This window comes from Chloroherpetonaceae bacterium, assembly GCA_025056565.1.
GTDB lineage: Bacteria > Bacteroidota > Chlorobiia > Chlorobiales > Thermochlorobacteraceae > Thermochlorobacter.
In genome coordinates this window covers 39,108-63,821 of the sequence record JANWWA010000017.1, presented here as the reverse complement: position 1 = coordinate 63,821, position 24,714 = coordinate 39,108, and the positions used below count along the sequence as shown (strand labels likewise).

19 protein-coding genes are annotated in these 24,714 nt (G+C 49.0%); 11 read left to right on the top strand and 8 right to left on the bottom strand.

Annotated elements, in window-relative coordinates:
- The 6 genes from NZM05_11590 to NZM05_11565 form a co-directional block, all read left to right on the top strand.
- The coding region (locus tag NZM05_11590) for a hypothetical protein (protein MCS7014256.1) at nucleotides 1–813 on the top strand (813 nt) is incomplete at its 5' end.
- Nucleotides 814–1,128: 315 nt separating this feature from the next.
- Entirely contained in the window at nucleotides 1,129–2,631 is a 1,503-nt protein-coding gene (locus tag NZM05_11585; GenBank protein MCS7014255.1) for an oligosaccharide flippase family protein, read from the top strand.
- A 190-nt stretch (nucleotides 2,632–2,821) separates the two neighbouring features.
- Entirely contained in the window at nucleotides 2,822–4,696 is a 1,875-nt protein-coding gene (secD, locus tag NZM05_11580) for a protein translocase subunit SecD (protein MCS7014254.1), read from the top strand.
- A gap of 44 nt (nucleotides 4,697–4,740) precedes the next feature.
- Nucleotides 4,741–5,664, top strand: a complete 924-nt coding sequence (gene secF, locus NZM05_11575) for a protein translocase subunit SecF (protein ID MCS7014253.1) — start codon at nucleotides 4,741–4,743, stop codon at nucleotides 5,662–5,664.
- Nucleotides 5,665–5,681: 17 nt separating this feature from the next.
- Nucleotides 5,682–6,032 carry an STAS domain-containing protein gene (locus tag NZM05_11570; GenBank protein MCS7014252.1) on the top strand — a complete coding sequence of 117 codons (351 nt, stop codon included), beginning with the start codon at nucleotides 5,682–5,684 and terminating at the stop codon, nucleotides 6,030–6,032.
- Nucleotides 6,033–6,265: 233 nt separating this feature from the next.
- On the top strand, nucleotides 6,266–7,147 hold the full coding sequence (locus tag NZM05_11565) for a UbiA family prenyltransferase (protein ID MCS7014251.1): 882 nt from the start codon (nucleotides 6,266–6,268) through the stop codon (nucleotides 7,145–7,147).
- A gap of 20 nt (nucleotides 7,148–7,167) precedes the next feature.
- Here the strand turns inward: NZM05_11565 and NZM05_11560 are convergent, their stop codons facing one another.
- The 6 genes from NZM05_11560 to rpsA all read right to left on the bottom strand — a co-directional run bounded on the left by NZM05_11560 (nucleotide 7,168) and on the right by rpsA (nucleotide 16,882).
- Nucleotides 7,168–9,231: a tetratricopeptide repeat-containing sensor histidine kinase gene (locus NZM05_11560; GenBank protein MCS7014250.1), complete on the bottom strand. Its 2,064-nt coding sequence runs from the start codon at nucleotides 9,229–9,231 to the stop codon at nucleotides 7,168–7,170.
- A 56-nt stretch (nucleotides 9,232–9,287) separates the two neighbouring features.
- Nucleotides 9,288–10,148, bottom strand: a complete 861-nt coding sequence (locus NZM05_11555) for an ion transporter (protein ID MCS7014249.1) — start codon at nucleotides 10,146–10,148, stop codon at nucleotides 9,288–9,290.
- Nucleotides 10,148–11,824 carry a CTP synthase gene (locus tag NZM05_11550; GenBank protein ID MCS7014248.1) on the bottom strand — a complete coding sequence of 559 codons (1,677 nt, stop codon included), beginning with the start codon at nucleotides 11,822–11,824 and terminating at the stop codon, nucleotides 10,148–10,150. Before NZM05_11550 ends, NZM05_11555 begins: the two co-directional genes overlap by 1 nt.
- 160 nt (nucleotides 11,825–11,984) lie before the next feature.
- Nucleotides 11,985–13,190, bottom strand: coding sequence for an ArsA family ATPase (locus tag NZM05_11545; GenBank protein ID MCS7014247.1), 1,206 nt, complete (start codon nucleotides 13,188–13,190; stop codon nucleotides 11,985–11,987).
- Between the two features lie 289 nt (nucleotides 13,191–13,479).
- Nucleotides 13,480–14,769 (bottom strand): Glu/Leu/Phe/Val dehydrogenase, encoded by a 1,290-nt coding sequence (locus tag NZM05_11540; protein ID MCS7014246.1) that lies wholly within the window; start codon nucleotides 14,767–14,769, stop codon nucleotides 13,480–13,482.
- A 286-nt stretch (nucleotides 14,770–15,055) separates the two neighbouring features.
- Nucleotides 15,056–16,882, bottom strand: coding sequence for a 30S ribosomal protein S1 (gene rpsA, locus NZM05_11535; protein MCS7014245.1), 1,827 nt, complete (start codon nucleotides 16,880–16,882; stop codon nucleotides 15,056–15,058).
- 292 nt (nucleotides 16,883–17,174) lie between these two features.
- Between rpsA and NZM05_11530 the strand changes: the two genes are divergently transcribed.
- The 5 genes from NZM05_11530 (at nucleotide 17,175) to NZM05_11510 (ending at nucleotide 22,929) form a co-directional block, all read left to right on the top strand.
- Nucleotides 17,175–17,456 carry a DUF427 domain-containing protein gene (locus NZM05_11530; GenBank protein MCS7014244.1) on the top strand — a complete coding sequence of 94 codons (282 nt, stop codon included), beginning with the start codon at nucleotides 17,175–17,177 and terminating at the stop codon, nucleotides 17,454–17,456.
- A gap of 105 nt (nucleotides 17,457–17,561) precedes the next feature.
- Nucleotides 17,562–19,475, top strand: coding sequence for an ABC transporter ATP-binding protein/permease (locus NZM05_11525; protein MCS7014243.1), 1,914 nt, complete (start codon nucleotides 17,562–17,564; stop codon nucleotides 19,473–19,475).
- Nucleotides 19,465–20,547, top strand: a complete 1,083-nt coding sequence (locus NZM05_11520) for a glycosyltransferase family 9 protein (protein MCS7014242.1) — start codon at nucleotides 19,465–19,467, stop codon at nucleotides 20,545–20,547. Before NZM05_11525 ends, NZM05_11520 begins: the two co-directional genes overlap by 11 nt.
- Complete coding sequence (locus NZM05_11515; GenBank protein ID MCS7014241.1) at nucleotides 20,540–21,913, top strand: hypothetical protein; 1,374 nt, start codon at nucleotides 20,540–20,542, stop codon at nucleotides 21,911–21,913. The genes NZM05_11520 and NZM05_11515 overlap by 8 nt, the downstream gene beginning before the upstream one ends.
- Nucleotides 21,914–21,915: 2 nt before the next feature.
- On the top strand, nucleotides 21,916–22,929 hold the full coding sequence (locus NZM05_11510) for a glycosyltransferase family 9 protein (GenBank protein MCS7014240.1): 1,014 nt from the start codon (nucleotides 21,916–21,918) through the stop codon (nucleotides 22,927–22,929).
- On the opposite strand, the gene NZM05_11505 is transcribed toward NZM05_11510, so the two are convergent.
- Complete coding sequence (locus NZM05_11505) at nucleotides 22,926–24,449, bottom strand: ATP-binding protein (protein MCS7014239.1); 1,524 nt, start codon at nucleotides 24,447–24,449, stop codon at nucleotides 22,926–22,928. The genes NZM05_11510 and NZM05_11505 overlap by 4 nt on opposite strands.
- Before the next feature lie 21 nt (nucleotides 24,450–24,470).
- On the bottom strand, nucleotides 24,471–24,665 hold the full coding sequence (locus NZM05_11500; protein ID MCS7014238.1) for a hypothetical protein: 195 nt from the start codon (nucleotides 24,663–24,665) through the stop codon (nucleotides 24,471–24,473).
- Between the last annotated feature and the right edge of the window lie 49 nt (nucleotides 24,666–24,714).

The window sequence follows — 24,714 nt, the reverse complement described above, 5'->3', positions numbered from 1 at the left end:
CTTGCGACGATTCTCGGCACGTATCAAGCCACGCTTACGAACTTCCCCTACCTTTCGCCCGAATGGAAAAAGAACTGCGAAGAAGAGCGCTTGCTTGGCGTGTCGATTACGGGTCAGTGGGATTGCCCTGCGGTTCGCAATGCGGAAGTTCTTCGCGCGTTGAAAGAAGAAGCCATCAAGGTCAATCAAGAGTATGCCAAGCGATTTGGCATCAACCCATCGACATGCATTACTTGCGTCAAGCCATCGGGCACGGTTTCGCAACTTGTCGATGCCGCATCAGGAATGCACCCCAGACACGCGCCGTATTACATTCGCCGCATTCGCATTTCGGCAAGCGACCCGCTCTTCAAAATGCTCAAAGACCAAAAGTTCCCTTACAAACCCGAAGTGGGACAAGTCGACGGCTCGGCGACGACCTATGTGCTGGAGTTTCCTGTCAAAGCGCCCGAAGGCGCAATTTACCGCGATGACCTCACAGCGTTAGAGCAGTTGGAGCACTGGAAACTGGTCAAGACGAATTTCACCGAACACAATCCATCGGTTACGGTGAGCGTCGGCGAAGAGGAGTGGTTGGAGGTTGGCAATTGGCTCTACAAGCACTGGGACATCATTGGCGGCTTGTCGTTTTTGCCGCGCACCAATCACGTCTATGCGCTTGCGCCCTACGAAGCCATCACGAAAGAGAAGTATGAAGAACTCGTGGCGAAGTTGCCGAATCTGGATTTTGCGGAGATTGTCTGCTACGAAGAAGATGATGAGACGGAAGGCGCGAAGGAACTGGGGTGCGTCAGCGGCAGTTGCGAGTTGTAAAGCCATCAAGCAGGGTTACGCAAAGGCGGGTGATGAGCCCGCTTTTCTGTTCCGTTTTGCCCTAAACTTTTCGTTAATTCCCTCTGGCTTCCATAACTCAACAGATATGGCAATGGAAATTGTTCAAAGGCTTGCTGTGCCTCATACGCTCGCAGACGGCGAACGGGAAAGCACTTCACCAACCGCAAAGCCCAAAGTGTGTGCATCAAACTTTGGATGACGTAACGGGCATCAAACTAAACGCAGATGACGTTTCTGCCGAATGAATGTCAAGCAGATTAACGCTGACCGTGCAGAACTCTTGACCGACATGCAATGCTGGCAAAACTTCAAGCACTCCTGAAAGAGACATCTATCTACGGCGTGAGCACAGTTATCGCACGGGGGCTGAACTATTTCCTTGTGCCATTCTACGCAAACTTGCTTTCGCCAGAGGAGAATGGTATTCAAGGCTTGATTTATACCAACATCGCCTTCGCAATGATTCTCTACACATATGGAATGGAGCAGGCTTACCTCAAATTTGCTGCGGAGGCTAATAGAAAGGGTGAGTCGCTTGAAGTGGTCTTTGCAACACCGTTTCTCTCACATCTTGTAACCTCTGCGACGTTCTCTCTGCTAATTGCATTCTTTGCCGACATACTTTGCGATGCAATGCACCTCGAGCGCACCGCAGCAAAGTATGTGCGACTGGCTGCGCTTATTCTTTTCTTGGACACGCTCATTACTATTCCGATGACACGCTTGCGTCAGGAGCGGCGCGCTGCCAAGTTTGCCCTAATTCGACTCACGAATGTTCTAGTTACGGTAGTGAGCAGCTTGGTCTTTCTTCTCTGGCTTAAACTGGGGCTGACAGGTGCATTTTTGGGTAACCTTGCTGGCTCGCTGACCTCAGTTGTGTGGCTGCTACCAGCGATGCGATGGTCTCGCCTTGAGTTTTCACCTACGCTTTTTCGAGCAATGCTGCGTTTTGGCTTGCCTTTTGTGCCAAATGGATTAGCCGCTGCACTGATTCACTTCATTGACCGCAACATCTTAATACGGCTCTCGCCTGAAGACATCGTGCGCATTTACGGCACACCAATGACTGCAGAAGCACTGGTGGGTATCTACATGCGCATATATGCCTTTGCAACACTGCTGCAGCTAGTCATACAGATGTTCCGATTTGCATGGCAGCCATTTTTTTTACAGCATGCTGCAGACGCTGAAGCTAAGCGTCTGTTCAGCCGCGTAATGACGCTTTCATCAGTAGCAATGATTACAATTGCGTTTCTGGCAGCACTATTTGTGCCACATCTGATTCAGGTGCACTGGTTTGGCCGGTTTTATATCTTGCCACCTCCATTTTGGGTAGGTCTCTCACTGCTGCCCGTGCTGTTTTTATCACCTGTCTTTGAAATAGTGCATACCAACCTTGCAGCAGGGCTGCTCATTGAAAAGAAAACTGAAGCTCTGCCGATTGTAACAGCGATTGGGGCAGCGGTCACATTCCTGCTCTGCCTGCTACTGATTCCTCTGTGGGGAATGATGGGTGCAGCAGCATCAGGCACAGCAGGAGCACTGGCGATGACCATCGGCACTTACATTTTCTCGCAACGCATCTACCCGAATTCATTTGAGTGGGGGAAAATTGGGGCAGCGCTGTTTTCCGCTGCACTGCTTTGGTGGCTCTCGACCATTGTCTTCAGTAGCATCACTTGGCAGATGGTTGCTGCACTGGGCTTTATAGCAATTCTGTGCAAACTATTCTGGAACGATTTGCAAAAACTACTCTACCGTGCCTCGCCTGCAGCGACGCTCCCAGTTGAAAAGTAAGGAAAGTTGGAGAGCCGCTTTTTGTGGCAGCCGTCTGAATAAATACAACACTTCTGCAAGAGAGGCGATACTTTGACTTTGAGACGAGTCTTTCTATATTTGCAGCCTTTTCAAACAGAGTTGGTAAAATTAACCATCAAATCAGCATCAAGACAAAGGTGCTGCAGAGCGGCACCGCTTTTTAAGTCAAATGAAAAACAACGGCTTTCGCATCGGTCTAACTATTGCCTTCATTCTTCTTTCTGGGTGGTTTCTTTACCCAACTGTGCAGGATTACTTCTACAACAAAAAGCTACGCGAGTTTACTTCACCTGAAGATAGCCTTGCCTTCGTAAAGGAGAATCGCAAGAGCATTGAAGCGGCGCAAGAAAAGCGTCTCAAGCTCGGCTTGGATTTGCAAGGCGGAATGCATGTCGTGCTGGAAGTCGATGTGTTGGAGCTTCTGGAGCTGAAAGCACGTAACCGCGATATGGTTTTCGACTCCATCATCGCTGCAACGCGGGCGGCAGCTGAGGCAAGCAACGAGAAAATCCCTGTGCTAATAGCGCAGGAGTTCAAGAAACGAGGAATTCGGCTGAGTCGATACTTCTACGACCTACGCGACTCCGATGATGAGGTGATAGAGAAGCTAAACAGAGAAGTCGAGGACGCCGTCAATCGTGCCAAAGAAATTATTCGCAACCGTGTCGACCAGTTTGGGGTGGCAGAGCCTACCATTTTAATCAAAGGTGGGCGACGCATCATTGTGGAGCTTCCGGGCGTTAGTGATAAGGAACGCGTGCGCAAACTGCTGAAAGGCACCGCCAAGCTGGAGTTCAAACTGGTGCGCGACCCTGAGATTGCAATCAAAGCGCTGAGCGAGGCAAACAAATATCTGGCACGCTTAAACCGACAGAATGACACGACACTGGCGAAAGATTCTGTAGCGATGGCAAAAGCAGACTCACTGGCTGCACTACCTGACTCGCTCAAATCACAAGAGCAATTGAAGAAGGAAAATCCACTCTTTGCAGTAACTGACACCGACGATGGCATCATCATTGACCCGCGCTCTGGCGCACTGTTTGTAACTGAAACTGCAAAACCAAAGGTGCTCGCGTTACTCAATCGCAGCGATGTGCGTGAGCGAATTCCGGGTGATTTAGAGTTTTTGCCAGACGCACGTCCCTTCCAGAATGAGGCAGGCGAGAATGTCTATCGGCTCTATCCGGTCAAGCGCGAGGCGGAGTTAGAGGGTGGCGTAATTGTAGATGCACGCGCTACCTTCAGCATTGACGGCTCTCGCCCCGAGGTTACGATGAAAATGAATGACGCAGGCACACGCACTTGGGCTCGCGTAACTGGCGCAAACATTGACAAGCAAATTGCAATCGTGCTCGACGGCGTCGTGTTTTCCGCACCAGTAGTTAAGTCAAAAATTCCGAATGGCAGCTCGGTGATTAACGGCTTAGCCAGTGCAGAAGAAGCACGCGACTTAGAGATTGTGCTGAAAGCAGGAGCGCTGCCTGCCCCTGTCCGAATCGTAGAGGAGCGCACAGTCGGCGCTTCACTAGGCGAAGACTCAATTAGGGCAGGATTATACTCAGTCATTGCAGGTTTCTTTGTCGTTGCGCTGTTTATGATTCTTTACTATCGCGCTGCAGGCTTTATTGCTGACTTTGCGCTCGTGTTCAATGTGCTCTTTGTGATTGCATTCCTTGCAGGCTTTAGCGCCACGCTCACACTGCCCGGGATTGCAGGCTTAGTGCTTACTATTGGTATGGCAGTTGATGCAAACGTGCTCATCTTCGAGCGTGTGCGAGAAGAAAGTGCCAAAGGAAAGTTACTGAAGCTGGCGATTGAAATCGGCTACGATAAGGCTTTCTCCGCCATCCTTGACTCACATGTTACAACCTTCGGTGCAGCGGCATTACTTTATGCCTTTGGCATCGGCCCAATTCAAGGCTTTGCGGTAACGCTGATGATTGGCATTGCTGCCAGTCTCTTTACCGCCGTGGTCATTACGAAGATTTCATTTGACTGGATGCTCGAGCGCAATAAGGTCAGTGCCGTTAGCTTTGGGTAATCCAGCACACCGAGGATTTCGGAACCGCTTTCTCTACACCAACTATGCGCTTTTTAGAACGACCAAACTTTGACTTCATCGGCAAGCGGAAAGTGGCATACTATGCGTCGCTGACCGCTATCATAATTGGGCTAGCGTCTATCATCGTGCGAGGGTTTGAATTAGGTATTGATTTCAAAGGAGGCACAGAGGTGGTGATTGGCTTTGCGAATCCTGTTGAAATTGGGAAAATCCGTGCCACCGTGTTCAGCGAGGGTATCGGTGGGCAAATCAAGGAGTATGGCTCACCACGAGAGATTATCCTGACAACGGATTTTAAGGGTGATTTGAACGAGCTGCAAAGCACGCTGTCACGCATATTGCGGCGTGACTTCAAGGACAATCCGCACGAGATTCTGCGCATAGACTCAGTGGGGCCAAGCATTGCAGACGACTTACGCAGTGCCGCCATCAATGCAATTTTAGGGGCGCTGGCAATGATTTTGATTTATGTAGGGATTCGCTTTGAGTTCAAGTTTGCTGCAGCAGGTGTCATCGCCATCTTTCACGATGTGTTAATTGTAGCCGGACTGTTTAGTTTGCTGGGTGGGCTGTTTAACGCAATGCCACTGGAAGTCGACCAGAGCACTATTGCAGCCTTTCTAACTATTGTGGGCTATTCAATTACCGATACGGTCGTGGTGTATGACCGCATTCGGGAAAACATCAAAATCCGCCGCAATGAGCCTTACGAGAAAATCTTTAACGATAGCCTCAATGAAACGTTAAGTCGCACCATTATTACTTCTACCACTACGCTGCTGACCGTGGTAATGCTATTTATCTTTGCAGGACCGACGATTCGTGGATTTGCCTTTGCAATTGGCGTTGGAATTTTGATTGGGACATACTCTTCGGTGTTTATCGCTGCGCCACTGGTATTGGATTGGCAGTTGCGCACGGGTGGAAAACTAAAACTGCGTGGCTAACTTAACCGCTCTGCAATATGGAATTTTCAGAAAAAACCATCGGTGATGTAACCCTTATTACGCTTAATGGGGATATGTTAGGCGGTCCCGATGCAAATGAGCTACATAACCGTCTGCGTGAGCTGATTGCCTCTGGACAAAAAAAGCTGGTGATTGATTTAGCCAAAGTGGGCTATATGAATTCATCTGGCTTAGGTATGCTGACCTCTGCGCTAACGACTGTGCGCAATGCAAACGGTGATCTGCGCTTAGCCAACCCTGCAGAACGCATCAAAAATCTGCTTATCATTACCAAGCTGGTGCAGGTCTTCCAAACTTTCGATTCCGTCGACGCTGCTATTGCGAGCTTTAGCAATGTTCATAAATGAACGACTAAAAAGAGCCGCTCTGTGCAAGTTTAGGTAGGCTGGTACCCCCACCCGATTCTGATACAGTCGAACAATCTCCCTTTGAAAGAAAGCAAAATGAAGTGGGCAAGGTTGAAGCCCTCAGTGACCGCCATCTCTAATCCGCTGCGCTTGCTTTCGTCGTTAGAATTGGCTATTCTTCGGCGCATCTATGAGAAACACTTTGCCTCTGGAGGCTCTAAAAAACTGGCTCTATGCGCACGGTGCTCCAATTCATTTTCCGAAACAAACTGCATCTGGCGACGCTTGCCGCATTAGGTGCTGCAACATGGGCGATTTACTTCGGTGTGCCTATTATCTGGCAGTGCCTTCTAACAGTCTTCTTGCTCACGCTCTCAATTTACCAATACAATCGATTGACAGATGTGGCGGAAGATTTACATAACCAGCCAGAGAACCTCCGTGCAGCGCAGCGGCAATCATTTTTCATCACATACTGCTTGTTCTATGCAGCCACACTGGTTAGCTTAGTGCTTGCAGCGCAGTTTGGCTGGCAGACTTTTCTCATCACATTTCTCCTTGCAGCAATCGGTTTTCTTTATAATCAAAAATGTTTTCCCGAAGCGCTCTCCCAAGCAGTGGGTGGTGCAAAGCGACTCAAAGACCTTTACATCATCAAAAACCTTGTGCCCCCGATTGACTGGGCGACTGCAATGATTGTGTTGCCACTGGCTTTTGCCAATCAACCAATTTCCTTGCGAGCATGGGTTTGCTGGGTGTATCTCTTTACATGTGCCTTTTTCATTGAAGTAATGTGGGATATCCGAGACCGGCACGGCGACATGCTCTCAGGTATCAAGACGATTGCAAACACGCTTTCGCTCTGCAGCACGAAAGTATTTCTTGTGGTATCCAGTTCGCTGTCAGGGTTGGGGCTATTTTTAGCAACTTACTTTGGTGTCTTGCCGCAAGTGAGTTACTTTTTGCTCTCCAACAACGTGGCGGTGATGGTCATTGCCAGCTCCTACCGTGACGATGCACCAAATGCAGCGCGTTGGCTTAGCGATATGACAATTTTGCTTGCAATGCTGCTATTTGCCTCTTTCGGAACAATTGCACTTCTAACTCGAGCTTAAAAAACATAGCGCCGCACCCACTAACTAAGTGGGTTGGATGTCTCTTCAGGGAGTAACTTCGGTAACTCCACAAAAAAGGTAGCACCTTTGCCTTTCCCCTCTGACTCTGCCCAGACTCTGCCGCCATGCAGTTCAACCAGCTGCTTAACGATAGATAGACCCAAACCCGTTGAGCTTTCACCACCCGTAGGACGAGAGGAAAGTTTCTGAAAACGTCCGAAGAGTTTGGTCATATCCTCTTCTGACAGACCTTGACCTTCGTCTTTTACAACATAGCGAATGCTTTGCCCTAAATTCACTGTGGAGATGAAAACACTTTTACCCTCAGGTGAGTATTTGATAGCGTTGCTAACCAAGTTATCCATCACTTCTTGCAATCGACTACGGTCGCCGAGCACAAGCGCTTCACCAGCTAAGTGCAGGTGCAGAGTAATACGCTTACGCGTTGCATTAGGTTGATTATGTTCGGCAATAACTTGCACCAAGTCATTAAGATTGAGCCGTTCTTTATGGAGTTCTAACTTACCTGACTCTATGGCGGCAGTATCAAGCAATTCCTTAATAAGGTGCAGCATACGCTTAGAGGCACTTTCAATCCGCTCAATCATCAGAACCTCGTGCTCGGTAGCAATTTTCTCTTTGAGCAGTGATGCAAAACCGATAATCGTTTGAAGAGGATTTTTGAGGTCGTGCGAAGCAATCGCAAGTAGGTCGTTCTTTAACTGATTCGCAGCGGCTAATTCATCACGCTGGGTTTCTACAAGCGCCTTTTGTGCTGCAATAAGACAGTTTTTCTCTTCCAGCAGCTTTTGATTTTTCTGCTTGATATAGAGTGCAATGCTGACTACACCAGCGGTCAAGGCCAAAAGTCCTGTAATCGCTAAGAAGATATCGCGTTGGCGTTCTCGGTTAAGGCGTTCCAGGGCACGCTCTTTCTCCAAGAGAGCAATTTCCTGTTCTTTCTTGTCAGTTTCGTATTGCTCACGCAGCTCTGCAGTACGCCGCTGTTCTTCGAGCGTGAGCAATGAATCTTTAATTTGCTGAGCGTGCTTGTAGGAAAGAAGTGCTTGCGTTGGATAGCCAGCAGACTCATAGATGTCTGAGAGCGTAAAAAGTGCATTCTTCAGCAGCGTTCTGTTTCCAATACTCTTTGCAATCTCGCGGCTCTCTACTGCACAGGCAAGCGCTTCACTAAGCTGTCGTTGAGCGAGTAGAATATCCGCAATCTCTCGCAAGATATTAGCCTGAGCATAGCGCTCTTGCATCTCTTGATAGATGGCTAAAGCTCGGCGCTTATGCTCCAGTGCCAAAGCCAAGCGACTTTCCTGCATATACAAGTCACCGAGAGCGGTCATCGCATCGGCAATCAAGAGAACATTGCCAAATTCATTTGCTTTCTCAAGAGAGCGTTTCAGCGAGTCTAAAGCTAGCTTGGTATAACCAACTTGTCGAAGCATATCGCCAATACTAATCATTGTGCTAATTGCTTTCATCGTGTCGCCAATGGCTTCAAAGAGAAGGTGAGCACGCTGGTAGCATCTTAGTGCATCGTGGTATGCGCTTCGGTCAGCATATAGAGTAGCAAGATTGTTAAGAGTAATCGCAATGCCTGCTTTGTCGTTAAATTGCTCGTAGCCTCTCAGTGCATCAAAGTAGTGGGCAAATGATTTTCCGTAGAAACCTTTGCTATGGTAGAGCAGCGCAAGACTTCCTTGTGTCATCGCTTGAAGGTGAGCGTCGCCTAAGGTATCAGCTATGGCAAGCACGCGCTTCTGAATGGTAATGGCAGTATCGTATTCATCAAGGTTACGCTTCACAATGCCAATTTGGCGCAAGGCATGTGCTTGTAGGCGAAGGTGTGGTAGGCGTTCAGCAATGTGGAAGGCAAGCAGAGCAAGGCTATCTGCTCGGTAGAAATTGCGCTGCTCAAACGCAAAGCGCGCCTGCTCTAACAGTCGCTGTACTGCGGCTGTATCAAACATAGGAGAAATAGGCGCTCCGCTATGGCGCAACTGTGCCTGCACAAGCACGGGCATAGCACAAAGCCCACTTACAAACAAAGCTAAGCCGCACCACCACCTCATTGCCCCGACCAATCAAGTTTCTGAATATGCCCAGCACTTACAGCTGCAACGAATCTCTACGATGTGCGCGATGACAAGTGCAACTCAATCTCTTTACCGCAGTGTGGGCATCGGCACTGCAGCGCCTCAGGAGTAGAAGCACCCATTTTTGCTTTTTTCAGCCTCTCGCGATATGCACGCAGTTCCTCCACAAAGCCGACGCTGATGATACCAGTTGGCAACGCAACGAACCCAATCCCTAAGACGGCAATAAGCCCGCCGATGAACTTGCCAAGCATCGTTACAGGAAACACATCACCATAGCCAATTGTCGTGAGCGTAATCACTGCCCACCACATCGCCGATGGAATGTCGCTAAACTTATCGGGCTGCGCATCTTTTTCTGCAAAATACATCAGTGTTGCAGCAATTGTGAGCACAACCAGCAACAGAAGTACCGTTACGCCTAATTCTGCGCGTCGAGAACGAAAGGTTTCTTTCAGCAAGACCAGTGCTGTGGCATATCGCGTGAGTTTCAATAGGCGAAACAGCCGAATAAATCGCAGCAGTCGCAGAATGCGTAGGTCAATAACAAGGAACGAGAGATAAAATGGCAGAACGGAGATAAGATCGACAATGGAATCAAAGGTCAGCGCAAAGCGTAGCCTGCCAATAATCGGGTGGGCATACTTTTCGACGACCACACACGACCACAAGCGTCCAACATACTCCAGCGTAAAAATCAAGATTGAAAAGACCTCGAAATAGTGTAGCCACACGCCATACTTTACTTCAATTGACTCGACCGTGCCCAAGATAACTGCAAAAGCATTAAGCAAAATCAGCGTGAGCATAAAAGCGCTCTCGAGCTGACTAAGTCGATCGCCTTCTGGCGCAACATCTAAGATGTCCCATACACGCTTTTGCAGCACAGGCATCACTTCGGCACGGTTTGCATTGCCTCACTGATTTCTTCACTAAGGCGCTCATCACGGAAGGCTTTAGCTTCCGCTACAAATGCGTTAAAAAGCGGATGCACTTTGTGCACGCGTGATTTTAACTCTGGATGAAACTGCACGCCCACAAACCAGCGATGCGAAGGCAGCTCAATAATCTCCACCAGTTCATTGTCAGGCGAAACCCCTGCCAGCACCATACCTTTTGACTGAAACAGCTCACGAAATTGATTGTTAAACTCATATCGATGTCGATGCCGCTCCGTAATAAGCTGCTTTCCATATGCTTTGAACGACTTAGTGCCCTCCTCCAGAACACACGGATAACTGCCTAGGCGCATCGTGCCCCCTTTCTCTGTAATGTGCTTCTGCGTCTCCATTAAATCAATCACGGGGTATTTTGTCTTTTTCTGGAACTCCGTAGAATTTGCACCCTCCAAGCCACAAACATTGCGAGCAAATTCAATAACCGCGCATTGCATACCGAGACAGATGCCGAAGAATGGAATGTTGCGCTCTCGCACATGGCGGATTACCTCAATTTTGCCTTCAATGCCGCGACTGCCAAAGCCAGGGGCAACCAAGACACCTGAAACGTCACGAAGCGCCTCATCAATCGTGATTTTCCCGTCCTCAATGTCTTCGGAGCGTAGTAGCTTGACCAACACTTTGACATCGTTTGCCGCACCAGCGTGCACAAAGGCTTCAAAAATAGACTTGTATGCATCAGGATACTCCGTGTATTTGCCGACGAGCGCCACACGCACTGTGCCATCTTTGGGAAACTTAACCTTGTGCGAAAAAGCCGCCCAATCACTGAGGTCGCACTCGGTTTGGCTGCGCACGCCGAGCTTTTTTAACACGAGGCTGTCTAAGCCCTCCTCGTGCAAAATGAGAGGCACTTCGTAAATTGTCTCTGCATCGCGCAAGCTAATGACATCAGCGTCAGAGAGATTGCAGAAAAGACCGATTTTGTGCTTAATGTCTTTAGAAAGCGATTTTTCACTGCGGCAAACGAGAATATCGGGCTGCACGCCAGATTCCAAAAGCATTCTGACGCTATGCTGCGTCGGCTTGGTTTTTAGCTCCATAGCCGATTTGATGAATGGCACAAGCGTCAGATGAATGTTGATAAGGTTGCGAGCCCCGAGCTGCAGTTTGAGTTGTCGCATTGCTTCCAGAAAAGGAGAGGCTTCAATATCGCCGACCGTCCCACCTACTTCGGTGATGATAATATCATACTTGCCAGTATGAGCTAATTCCAACATTCTGCGCTTGATTTCATCAATCACGTGAGGCACAACTTGCACTGTTACACCCAAGTAATCACCTCGCCGCTCTTTATCAATTACGTCTTTGTAAATGCGCCCCATTGTGACGTTGTTCGCTTGCGAGGTTACAACATCGAGAAAGCGCTCGTAGTAGCCTAAATCCAAGTCCGTCTCTGCGCCGTCGTCCGTTACATAGACCTCGCCGTGTTGGTAGGGCGACATAGTTCCGGGATCTACATTAATGTAGGGGTCATATTTCTGAATTGTAACGCGCAGACCGCGAGCTTTAAGCAAAGCACCAAGCGAGGCAGACATAATGCCTTTACCTAACGATGAAACCACACCACCCGTTACAAATATGTGCTTGACTGTTTTAGCGCGAGACATAACTGAAAAAATTTGCGTTAGAGACCCGAGTGAAGACTTTGGCAAAGTTAATCCACACCGCCAAAACTTCCGCATCAAAAACATAGGCGGCGCTGTGGCACTACAAAAGTAGTGAGCAACGTGGTGTAATATGCTTGCTTTGAAGCGGCGTACTTAGGGGTTATCTTGCTGATGGAGCTTCAGCCAGCGCAGGCTGCACGAACTTAATTTCCAGATACCCATCTTGAAGCATGAGGGCTTCTTGTGGCTCTAAGCCTGCTAGTGAGTCAGGCAGCACAATGTCGCGGTATCGTGTGCCAACACGCAAAGTGAGCGTTGCACCCAAGCGTGAGAGCTGAATCTTGTCAGTCGGAGCAAAAGGGAGTTTTAAGCGCAGCACGGCGCCATGTTCCTCTTGACGAATTGCAATCGGCTTTTCTTCATAGAGCAGTTTTGCAGGGTCAACATCGCCATAAAGTTTCTCTGCAAGAAGCCGAAGGCGGTCAATACCTGTAACTTCGCTCTTAAATAAGGGCACTCTAAAAATAGGCATCGGTGAAAAGTCATTCTCAATAATCTCTAAGTATCTCTTTTGCGACGCATACCACTCGGCATAGTAGCCGTCTTTGGCTTCTTCGGGGATAACACGGTTTACAATAGCGGCATCGACATGCATACCGTAGAGGTTAAGATAAGTCATTGCACGCTGCGATTCGGCAATAACCATCTTTTCAGGGTTCATGACAAGGCGGGCGGAAGTAACGGCTTTTTTGTCCATAATCTCGCGAATGTCTTTCAAGCGGTCTAAAGAGCGGTCCCACATCATCGCAACGTGCTCAGGGGCGACAATTTTGTCAAGACCGGGAGTGACTTTCGAGATAGGACGAAGCACTGGCGCCATAATGTATTTTTCAATGACACGCGTAACCTTCAGCAGCCAAGCCAAGACTTCGGGCAGTGAAAGCAGACGCAAAGTTTCGCCCGTTGGCGCCATATCTACGACAACGACATCATACTGCCCTTTGCTGTAAAAATCACGCAAGCGCAATAAGCTAAACAGTTCGGCCATTCCAGGGATAGAAGCAAGTTCGCCAGCGATGCTTTCTTCAGCGCCGAGCGTGATGAGAAGGCTTGCCACGAAATCGCGAATCGCACCCCAGTTTTCATTCAATTCAACATAAGGATCGACCTCGACAGCATCAAGCCGTGGCAGAACAGTTTGCACCTTTCCAGAAAGCGGCACGCCAAGTGAATCAGCTAAGCTATGGGCTGGGTCAGTAGACATCACAACCGTATTGTAGCCAAGCTCTGCACAGCGTAGAGCCGTAGCAGCTGCTGAGCTGGTCTTTCCAACCCCACCTTTCCCTGTAAAGAAAATAATTCGCATAGTGTACAGCGATTGCGTCAGGTTACGCTTGCCTTCGATTGACGGCAAATTTACAATTATTCTGCCAGAGATTGGGGGAAATTTCGGAAAAAATTAAAGGCATACTGGTTGCCCAGTATGCCCCCCCTCATCACCCAAAACAAAAACACGGAGATAACTTGCGTTATCTCTACCAGTGCTAACATCCAAAACCGTGCCAAACTTTTCCCTGCAAAATCTTGCTGAATTTGCACACTTCAAGAAAGAGTTGTTACAAAAAGTAATTGCCTGAAGCTACTTTTCGTAATGTTTAGGCATAAATGCCACGCAGCTTGAGTGTCTTGGCGACCTTATCAATAGCTAAAATGTATGCCCCGATGCGCAAGGTTTGCTTGTATGCTTGGGCTGTTTGATAGACAGCTTCAAAGGCATTACGCATGGCGCGTTCCAAGCGGCGGTTGACGCGCTCAAGCGACCAGAAGTAACCTTGCCTATCTTGCACCCACTCGAAGTACGAAACCGTGACACCACCCGCATTCGCTAAGATATCGGGCACGGTGTGAATGCCTCTATCGGAAACAATCGGCTCAGCATCAGCTGTCATCGGTCCATTAGCGCCCTCCACAATCAGGCGGCAGCGAAGTTTGTGAGCATTACGCGCCGTGATTTGGTCTTCGCGCGCAGCAGGCACCAGCACATCGCATGGTAGCTCCAGAAGCTCTTCATTCGTAATAGGGTCGCCTTCCGTATACCCAGCCAGCGATTTATTCTTCTGCACATACTCAATCACTTTGGGTATATCAAACCCATTTGGGTTGTAGTAGCCACCCGTGATGTCACTAATTCCTACGATTTTGCAACCTTGTTCGTAGAGCAATTTTGCCGAAACGGAGCCAACATTGCCAAAGCCTTGCACCACGACGGTAGAACTTGTGGGCGACATACCCAGCTTATCCATTGCCGCTAAGGTGCAAATCATCACCCCACGACCTGTGGCTTCCTTGCGACCCAAAGACCCGCCCAGAATAATCGGCTTGCCAGTAACAACTGCATTTTCCGTGCGCTGCACATGCATAGAGTAGGTATCCATAATCCAAGCCATCGTCTGTTCATTTGTATTGAGGTCAGGGGCAGGAATGTCTTTATCAGGTCCGAAGACAGACATAAGATTGGCTGTGTAGCGGCGCGTAATTTTTTCAATTTCCACTTGCGTGAGCTTGGAGGGATCACACTTCACCGCACCTTTTGCGCCGCCAAAGGGTAGGTTCAAGATAGCACATTTCCAAGTCATCCATGCGGCTAAGGCTTTAACTTCATCTAAAGTTACATCAGGCGCATATCGAATCCCTCCTTTCGACGGTCCAAGCGTATCGTTGTGAATGACGCGATAGCCCTCAAAGACTTCAATCTTGCCACTATCCATCTGAATTGGGATAGAGACGATGATTTGCTTGACGGGAGTTTTGAGATACTCATAGACCCCTTCTTCGAGGTTCAAAATTTGTGCCGCAACCTCGAAGCGCGCCATCATGGACTCAAAGGGATTCTCTTTATCCTTGATCGGTGCAGGTTCCTTATAGAGACTTTGCTGAATTGTCATAGTTAAATACTGGAAGTATGTTTGAAGAAAGGAAACTCCCTGCTCAGGAGGGTGATGTGAGTGAGTATCACAAGGCTTACCTCAATTGCCATTTTGTGTAGTAAAATTGGGCTGTGAAGTTACAAAAAGCCGCAGCAAAACAAAATTGAGAAAGCCTTGCTAAACAGAGAGTATTAAGAGGAATGTAGTCTGTGATGCGCAGCAGTTGCGTGAGCCTATTGGTCTTTCTGCCGGCTAACTTGAAACAAGAAGGGCGGACTGAGAGTCCGCCCGAGACTGTGCTACGCTACTCAGGTTGCTCAGGCTTAGTTGGTGCAGACTCTGCCGCGGGCGGCACATCAAGTGCTGCCGAGGCTTCTTGAATCTTTTGTTTTTCGTTAGGATGCGCACGCATATACTCCTCGATTTCCTCTTTGCTTTTGCCTTTGAAATACTCCAAAGCAGAGAGAATAATGCGGCGATTTTCTTTGTCAAATTCAATGACTTTCAGAGGCAGTTCATCATTGATTCTGAATGAAGAGTGAATGTCGCGTACGCCACCTTGCAAAAGATGGGAAGCGGGCACGAAGCCATCCACGCCCAGAGGCAGCTCGACAACCACCCCTTTCTCAATGATTTGAGTAATCTTGCCTTTGGTCTCAGTGCCAACGGTATAAGCAGCCTCAAAGGTAGGCCAGGGGTCTTCTGTGATTTGCTTGTGTCCCAGTGCAATACGTCGTGCCTTGACATCTACTTTAAGCACCTTGACCATGATTTCATCATTCTTCTTAACCAACTCGCCGGGGTGACGGATTTTCTTTGTCCAAGAAAGATCTGAGATATGCACAAGACCGTCAACGCCGGGCTCGAGTTCTACAAAGACCCCAAAATCCGTAAGGTTGCGCACGATGCCTTTGTGAATTGTGTCAGGGGCATATTTCTCAGCCAGCTTCAGCCATGGGTCAGCCTCCACTTGCTTCATTGAAAGCGAGAGTTTGGTATTCTCCTTGTCAATGTTCAAAATGACGCACTCGACTTCCTGCCCCATAGAGACGAACTGGTTGGGGTGCTTGATGTGCTGAGTCCAGCTCATCTCGCTAATGTGCACAAGCCCCTCAATGCCCTTCTCAATTTCAACAAATACGCCGTAATCCGTAATTGAGACCACCTTGCCTTTCACTTTCATACCGACTTGATACTTGGCGTCAATATTCTCCCACGGATGCGGCGTCAGTTGCTTCATTCCCAGCGAGACGCGCTGCTTTTCTTCGTCGTAGCCGATTACTACAACCTTGATTGGGTCATCAAGCTTAACGGCTTCGGAGGGATGTGTAATGCGCCCCCAAGTAATATCCGTGATGTGCACAAGGCCGTCTAATCCACCCAAATCGACGAAAATGCCAAAGTCGGTGATGTTTTTCACAGTGCCTTCAAGCACCATACCCACCTTGATGTTAGCCAGCATTTCTTTGCGGCGGGCTTCATACTCTGCTTCGAGGATAACCTTGTGGCTGACGACAATGTTTTGCGTAAGAGGATTAATCTTGACGACCCGAAACTCCATTGTTTGTCCCACCAGCGCATCGAAATCACGCACAGGCTTGACATCGATTTGCGACCCGGGCAAAAAGGCCTCGACGCCACTAAGTGAGACGGTCATACCGCCTTTGACGCGTGCAACAATTTTGCCCATAATGGTCGTGCCCTTCTCGAGCGACTCGTAGATTTTCTCCCAAATCCGTAACGCGTCCGCTTTGCGCTTAGAGAGAATAAGCTGCCCTGACTTGTCTTCAATGCTTTCCAGATAGACTTCAATTTCATCGCCTACTTTAAGCTCGCTGGGGTCACGGAATTCAATGAGAGGAATGATGCCCTCAGACTTGAAGCCGACATCGACAGAGACATCCTTGTCGGAGATATGCACCACCCGTCCCTTTACAATCTCGCCCTCAGTGAGTTCGCTGAGCGTCTCAGAATACATTGATTCCAGCCGCTTCAATTCTTCATCTTGATAGTCAGCAAAGAATCGAACACGGGTGGGCTTCTTTGTCTTCACCGTATCGCTTGCTGCTGCAGTGCTGCCATTTGCTTTATCGTGTTGAGCCGTTGCTTCAGCGACTTGCGTTTCTGCCATTCAGATTATCCTTTCTCTCTTGTTTTTCGCCGGTGCTGTTCCCAGAGAGGAGGAACGCCGGGTTTTATGGTTAACGAAATCTGCTCAAAACTGTCTTTCCCTGAACAATTGCCCTCGGGGAAAGGGCTGCAATAATAGGAAAAAACTCTGGCTTCACAAAGCGCAAAAGTAATAAAAGTTAGAGAGAACTGAGCAGGAGATGCGAACACAACAAAAAACGCTAAGAAGCGTAGCAGCGTTGTGGCAAAGCGAAACTGGTTTTTGCTGCAGCAGTCAAACTTGCACTTCAGCGATGAAAGCAATTTGGAAAAATCAGGTGCTTGCAGAAAGCGACCAAACGATTGAGCTGGAGGGAAACCACTACTTTCCGCCAGAGTCCGTCCGAAAAGAATTTCTTAGGGAGAGCGACTTAAAAACAGTCTGCAGCTGGAAAGGCGTAGCGAGCTACTACGATGTAGTGGTGGATGGTGAGGTCAACAAAGATGCCGCATGGTATTACCCCGACCCAAAGGAGCATGCGAAGCGAATCAAAGGATATGTGGCATTCTGGCGTGGCGTCAAAGTGGTGCCGTGATGCGATAGGCGAAAAGCAAATAGGCGAAGCGTACAGCGGCGAGTGTGTCGCCTGTCTTTTGCTGCCGCTATCAAAAAGATTGTGTGAAAATTGAGATATTGCGGTATGGCTAAACCTGCAAAAGCGAGTAACACACGGCTCTACTTACGCGTGCTGCGCTATCTTGCGCCCGACGGGCGACACCTTATTCTTGCCGTTGTGTTGGGGCTACTCACCTCACTTTTCAGCGTGGTATCCATCTATACGATTCTGCCGTTGTTAGATGCCGTATTTAGCACAAACAAAGCCGGCGCTAGCGTTGCTACAATGCCTGAACAGATCACAGCGACGGCAAGCATATCGCCAACTGCGCTAAGCGCGCTGGACTCACAGCGCCTAAAAGAACAAGTTCTCGCTTACCTAAAAGCCTTGCTTTACAGTGACACGCAAGAAAACACGCTGCGCAATATCTGTCTATTTCTTGTCATTACATTTCTGCTCAAAAACTTTTTTCTCTACTTAAACAATCGCTTGATGGTCTATGTCGAGACCAAGAGCGCAAACAAGCTGCGTAACCACGTCTTTGAGAAAATTCTCTCACTTGGTTTGGACTACTTTCATCGGCATCGGGTTGGAATGCTAATGCAGCGCGTCGGTAGCGATATTTACCTCATTCAAACACAAGTAAGTGGTAGCTTGATGAACCTGCTCCGCAATGGGATTTTGGCCGTGTGCTACCTTGCCGTGCTGATAATTGTAAGCTGGAAACTCACACTTTTTGCCTTCGGCGTTTCGCTTCTAAGCCTTGCGGCAATTCGCTTTATTAGCCAAGTCATTCGAAGGCAAGCTGATGTAATTCAAGACCGATCAGGCGAGATGAATGCCCGTGCGCAGGAAGTCTTCAGCGGCATTAAACTGGTCAAAGCGATGGTTACAGAAGCCTTCGAGGCGAAACGCTTTGCCACCCTGACAGACTTGTATCGTCGAGCCACGCTAAAAATCTACAGTCTACGCGGTGCGCTTAGCCCACTGAATGAAACGCTGGGCATTTCGGCGATTGCAGGTGTGCTCTGGTTTGGTGGATTGCAAGTGTTTCAAGGCGAGATGACCTCATCAGAGTTAGTTTTCTTTGCCTTTGGGCTTTACTCGATAATGAGTCCGATTAAGGTGATTGCCGAAACCAATGCACGCGTTCAAGAAGGAATGAGTGCCGCAGCCCAGCTTTTCGAAATCTTGGATACTGAACCCAAGATTCAAAGTGGCAAGCGCCGCATCTCCAGAATTGAAAAAGGTATCACATTTGAAAAAGTCTGGTTCCGTTATGGAGAGCAGTATGTGCTAAGAGATGTGTCGTTTGAAATTCGTGTGGGTGAAGTGGTCGCGTTGGTCGGACCGTCCGGCTCTGGCAAGTCAACGATTGTAGATTTGCTCTTGCGCTTCTACGATGTCGAGCGAGGTGCTATTCTGATTGATGGCATCAATATCAAGGAGTTTGACTTGCAAGACTTAAGGCGGCTCTTTGGCGTAGTGAGCCAAGAGGTTGTGCTTTTCAATGACACCGTCGCAAACAACATTCGCTATGGTGCGGGGCGAGAAGTCAGTGAAGCTGAAATTGTGGCAGCTGCTAAAATTGCCAATGCGCATCACTTCATTATGGAATTGCCTGAGCAGTATCAAACTGTAATTGGCGAGCGCGGCGTGCGTCTCTCGGGCGGTCAGCGTCAGCGTCTCTCAATTGCGCGGGCTATGCTCAAGAATCCGCCAATGCTCATCTTTGATGAGGCCACCAGCGCCCTTGACAATGAATCTGAGAAACTGGTGCAAGACGCCATAGATCAAGCTATGCAGCAGCGCACAGCGCTTGTGATTGCGCATCGTCTCTCAACCATTAAGAATGCGAACACAATTCTTGTTTTGGAGCGCGGTGAAATTCGTGAGCGTGGTAACCACTTCTCGCTTTTGCAACAAGATGGGCTGTATAAGCGCTTCTACGAAATGCAGTTTGCATTAGAACAATCAAGTGAAACCAATGCCACTTAAATCCCTCGAGCGCTATCTGCGGAACTGGCTGGTGCGTTCAGGAAATAGACTACCTGTCTATGTTCGCGTGCCCGTGCCACTCTTTGCGCCAAATAGCCGCATTTTGCTATTGCGCCACGACAAATTAGGCGACGCAATTATCTCACTCCCCTTGCTGCGCGTGCTGAGAACGCATTTCCCAGAGATGCAAATTGATGTCTTGCTGAGCAAGCATAACTTCGCCTTAGCACCACACGTGCGGCGCTACGCAAACCAATGTTGGCAGTATGAAAAGTCAGCACTAAAAAGTCTATGGCTGGTTCGCCAATTGCGTGCAGCACGCTACCATGCTGTAGTCGACTTAATGGATAATGCCTCCGCTACCTCATCGGTGCTGATCAAGCTGCTTGATGTGTCCGCAGTAGGCATTGAAAAATCAAATGCAGCCAGCTACACCTACCTTGTGCCGATGCTCGACCGCAACTGCACGCACATTGTTGAGCGTCTGGCACAGCTGCTGCTGCCATTCGGCATTGACCCAAACCAAGAGTCGCTGGAGTTGGAGTATCCACTGTCGCCGCATTTGCTGGAGCATGCTCGTCAGCGATTGGGTGAGAAGTTGGCACGCTATCGCTTTGGAATTAACATTTCAGCTGGCGACCGATGGCGGTATTGGGGCAAAGACAATTTCATCAGGTTTATCAGCGCATTTAAGGCGCAGCATAGTGAAGTCGAAGTAGTCGTGTTTGCGCATCACTTGGATAGGCAGGAAGCTGAGCAGATTGCTGCGGCCACCAATAGCCGCCTTGCCCCGATTGTGCCAACGCTCGACGAATTTGCAGCAATGCTGGTGCAGTGTGATGCACTGCTTTCGCCCGATACCGCAATTGTGCATATTGCAGCTGCATGGAAAGTGCCGCAAGTGGTGCTATACTCTCGTGCAGAAGGCCTACCGATGGTCTGGCTACCATACCGCGCACCGCATCGTGCTTTGGAAACCCGTGCCGACTCAATCCAAGCTATCGGCGTTGAAGCCGTGCTAGAAGCAACCGAATCACTCTGGCAAGAACAGATGCAGTCCGTCTATGGTTGATGTGCCAATTTTTACACGCCGCAATCACCCTGCCTTTAATCCACGCTACTCCTTTTTGGACTACCAGCGCTATGCGCGTTGGGATATTGCAGAGTGGCAAGCAGCCAACCGAGCAAGGCCGCGCAATGTGCCAGATACGCCCTCCGACCGCCTACGCCATCTCTTTTTTGCACTGCTGAGCGGAAAATGGCACTGGCAACCACCTACTGAGAAAATAAACGGCGCAGACCTGAGACGCATTCTGGTTTTTCGATACGACAAAATTGGCGACTACATCTGCGCAACACCCATCTTGCGCTGGCTGAAAGCAGCCTTGCCACATATTGAGATTGATATGATTAGCTCTCATGCCAATCACTCACTTGCGTGCAGCGATGTGCAAGTGCGTGCAGCCTTCCCAATTCACCCTGACAAGAGTTTTGACTGGCCTTCATGGCGCAAGGCAATTCAGTGCGCACGCCAAAACCAATACGATGTGATTGTGGCTACGGGGCATATTCGCTCCGCAAAAGCTGCTGTGCTTGCTACACTGATTTCAAGAGAAGCAAAAAAAATTGCTATTGAGCACGACAAACGTGCAGCGATTTATGGGCTGGTGTTCGATTACCAAACGCCGATGATTGCCTTCGAGGAACATTGGGGACGCACGATGCTGCGCGCCGTGATGAATGCAATTGAACCAGTTAGGCCAACCCATGAAGCGGATACACAGACCTACCTGTCGCTAAACGAATGCGATTTTGATGCGATAGATGAAATTGCCCACCGTGAGGGCTTAGAGTTTATGCCGCCGAAAGAGAATCTTTTTCTAAAGACAGGCTCGCTGGAAAATCTGCCCAGACACGCTGGCAACCCATATTGCGTGGTCAATGTGGCTGCTTCTCGCTTCAAGCCCGACTGTGCTTGGGCAAAAGAGCGCGTCGTAGAAGCCTGTCAAATGCTGCTGCGTCGATTTCCAGACTGGTTTGTGTTCGTAACAGGTGCGCCTGCTGAAAAGCAAGTGGTGCAAACTGTTGTTGAAACCGTGCGGAATGCACGCTGCCAAGCACTAATGCTGCCACTGCTCTCGGCTGCGGCGGCAATCTCAGGTGCGAAGTTTGTGCTGACGCCTGATACGGCAACTGTCCACATTGCGTCGGCTGCAGGTGTACCTGTTGTTGGACTGTATGCAACGCTGCGCAGCATTGCAGAGTGGTATCCGTATCAATCACCGTTTGCCCTGCTGCTCAGTCCTAACGAAGGCAGCATTAACCAAATCCCAATTGTGCGCGTCTCAGACGCTATTGAGAAGCTCTGCGAGGAAACACAGCTCTGCAAAAAGCAGGCGCGAAGGCTCGAGACGCAAGACATACAGCCAATCTTGTAGAAATGAATGCGCCGAAGAAAATTTTGGTGCGCACGCCCAACTGGCTGGGCGATTTGGTAATGAGCCTTGGCTTTTTGCACAAGCTGCCTGAAGTCTTCCCTGAAGCGCGCATTGAAGCGATTGCGAAGGCAGAAATTGCAGATTTGCTGGAGCTTGTGCCAGCTATCTCACAGATTCATCGCTTCTCCAAGCAAACCTATCGTGGGGTGCGGGGTCTATACCGCTTTGCATCTGGCTTTCACGATGTCGATGTGTATTTCTCGCTCCCTGATTCATTCTCGGCAGCCTTGATGGGGGTCTTCAGCCGCGCAAAGCGTCGCGTAGGGTTTTGTGCCAATCAACGCAGGGCGCTACTAACCGATGCGCTCCGCAAGCCTACCAATAAGCACCGCAGCGAAGAGTATGCACATCTGCTGTCGCCGTTTGTAAGTAAGCCGATTGAGCCGCTCTGCGTAAAGCTGGTGCCACCCAGCGATACCTTGCTGACTGAATTTGCACTGAAGCCGAAGATTGCGCTCAATCTCAATTCAGAAAGTCCATCGAAAGTAGTGCCAATAGAGAAAGGGGTAGAGATTGCAACAGAACTTTTGCGACAATTGCCAGAAGCGGTATTGGTCTTAACGGGCTCGCCGAAAGAACAGACTTACACAGAAAAATTTTGCCAGCAACTTCCTGAGCCGAAGCGTGTGGTAAATTTGGCAGGACGGACATCAGTCAAAACATTAGCAGGCGTTTTAGCCGCCGTAAGTCTTGTCATTTCAACGGACTCAGGCACAGCGCATTTAGCAAATGCAGTGGGCACGCCTACTGTGGTGCTCTATGGAGCAGGTAATGAACGCAACACCGCACCGTATCATCAAGAAGGAGCGGTAGGGGTGCGAGTGCAAGGCTTACCGTGTGCGCCATGCATCTCAACCACATGCAAATTTGGCGTGCCAAAGTGTCTGGCGCTGATGCCAGCCGCCGAAATCGTAGAGAAAGCTGTATCGCTAATCCGCTACACTACTCGCATTTAGGGCTGAACTGCCTCTACAACTGGCGATTGCTCAAAGGTAGTTTTGAAGACCAATGGCAACTTTACCGACACAATCGCTCCGCCTTCTGCAGAATTGCTCACTTCAATGCGACCGCCGTGTTCACTGACAATTTTGAAACAAATCGCTAACCCAAGTCCTGTGCCATTTGGCTTTGTAGTGAAAAATGGGTCAAAAATTTTGGCAAGCACGGATTCTGGCACGCCTGGACCTGAGTCGTGAAATTGGATGTCTAAGTAGCGCACCGTATCGCTGCCTTGTTTAAGCATAGTGGGGCGAACTGTAATGTGAATCCAGCGCTTCCCAATAGGGCTTTGCTCAGTAGCCTCAATTGCATTGAGCATAATGTTCAAAAACACCTGCCGAATTTGCTCAGGGTCGATGCGCAGGGTGGGCAAGTCTTCGGCATAATCGCGAATCACCTCAATTTGTGAGCGCTTGCAATTTTCAGCAAGCAGTGAAATCACCGATTCTAAAATTTCAGTAATAGAGCTGCGAATGATGCGTGGACGGCGATGACGAGCAAACGCAAAGGTGTTTTCAATGAAGTGATTGATGCGATCGACTTCTTGTGAGATGCGCTTGAGGTATTGATAGGGCTCAGAGTCAGGGTCTAAGTCAAGCATTACGGCTTGCACCATTGACTTAATGCCTGCCAGTGGATTTTTCACCTCGTGTGAAATTGCTGCAGCAATCTCGCCAAGCGTCTGCATTTTCTCAGCTTTTTCAGCCTGCTGACGACGGCGGCGGTCTTCGGTAATATCCTTGAAAATCATTACAGCGCCATCTAATTCTCCATTATCCATCACACGTGGCGAAATGGAGTAGCCCATCGTTTTGGTTTCATCGCCGTGCTGCACCAGCATTTCGCTTCGAAAACTGTGACCAGCAAGGATTCTTTCACGCTCTTCAGGGGAGATGCTAAAGAAAAGCGACAGATCTTTGCCAATGGCGTTCTTCTCGTCAAGTCCAATGAGATCTTCAGCGCCGTGATTCATAGAAAGAATCGCAAGGTGCTTATCAAGCACAATTATAGGTTGTGGCAGTTGGTAGATAAAGCCATGTGGGCGCAATGTGGAAGGGCGAACCAGCTCCTTAGCAGAAGAAGTAGCCAGTAGGGACTGGCGCAGAAGCAATTTCTGACGAAGGCGCAGCGCACGATGCAATGAATCCGCTGTCTCAATGCTATCTTTGGCTACATCGTTTGAAAAAATGAGCATATCGCTTGCGCCAGCCCGAAATACTTTAATCGCAAAGTCAATGCGAGAGTGATTGGAGAATCCCACAATTGGTGTGGCCCAGAACTTGTCGTGCAGCAGTTCAATAAGAGAAAGCCCTGTTTCATCATCAAGCACCTCTACATACAGCAAATCAATGTCTTGGTCAATTGCATCAATAAAATCGGGTGTAAAAAGCTCGGCTTTCATCGACTGCGAGCCAATAATACGCATCAAGAATGAGACGCGTGGTGACAGGTGCGCAACAATTCCAATTGTAGGCATAGCCTAAAAATAACCTCGACTTCAAAAAAGCACGAACTGGCTGAATTTACTTGCCCCCTCAGAAAGGAAAAAGAATGTAAGGTGTGTGCGGTTTAATTCAATCGCCACTTCAACCGCACTGAGGTAGTGCTGACAAATTCGTCGGCACGTCGGCTTAATGCAATGTTTCAGCACTTGTGTAGTCTCGCTAGCCTCACCGTCTGATTCCGACCGCATCGGAATTGTTTCCCTCTCCTTTGCAAAGAGAAGGTGAAGAGTAACAAGG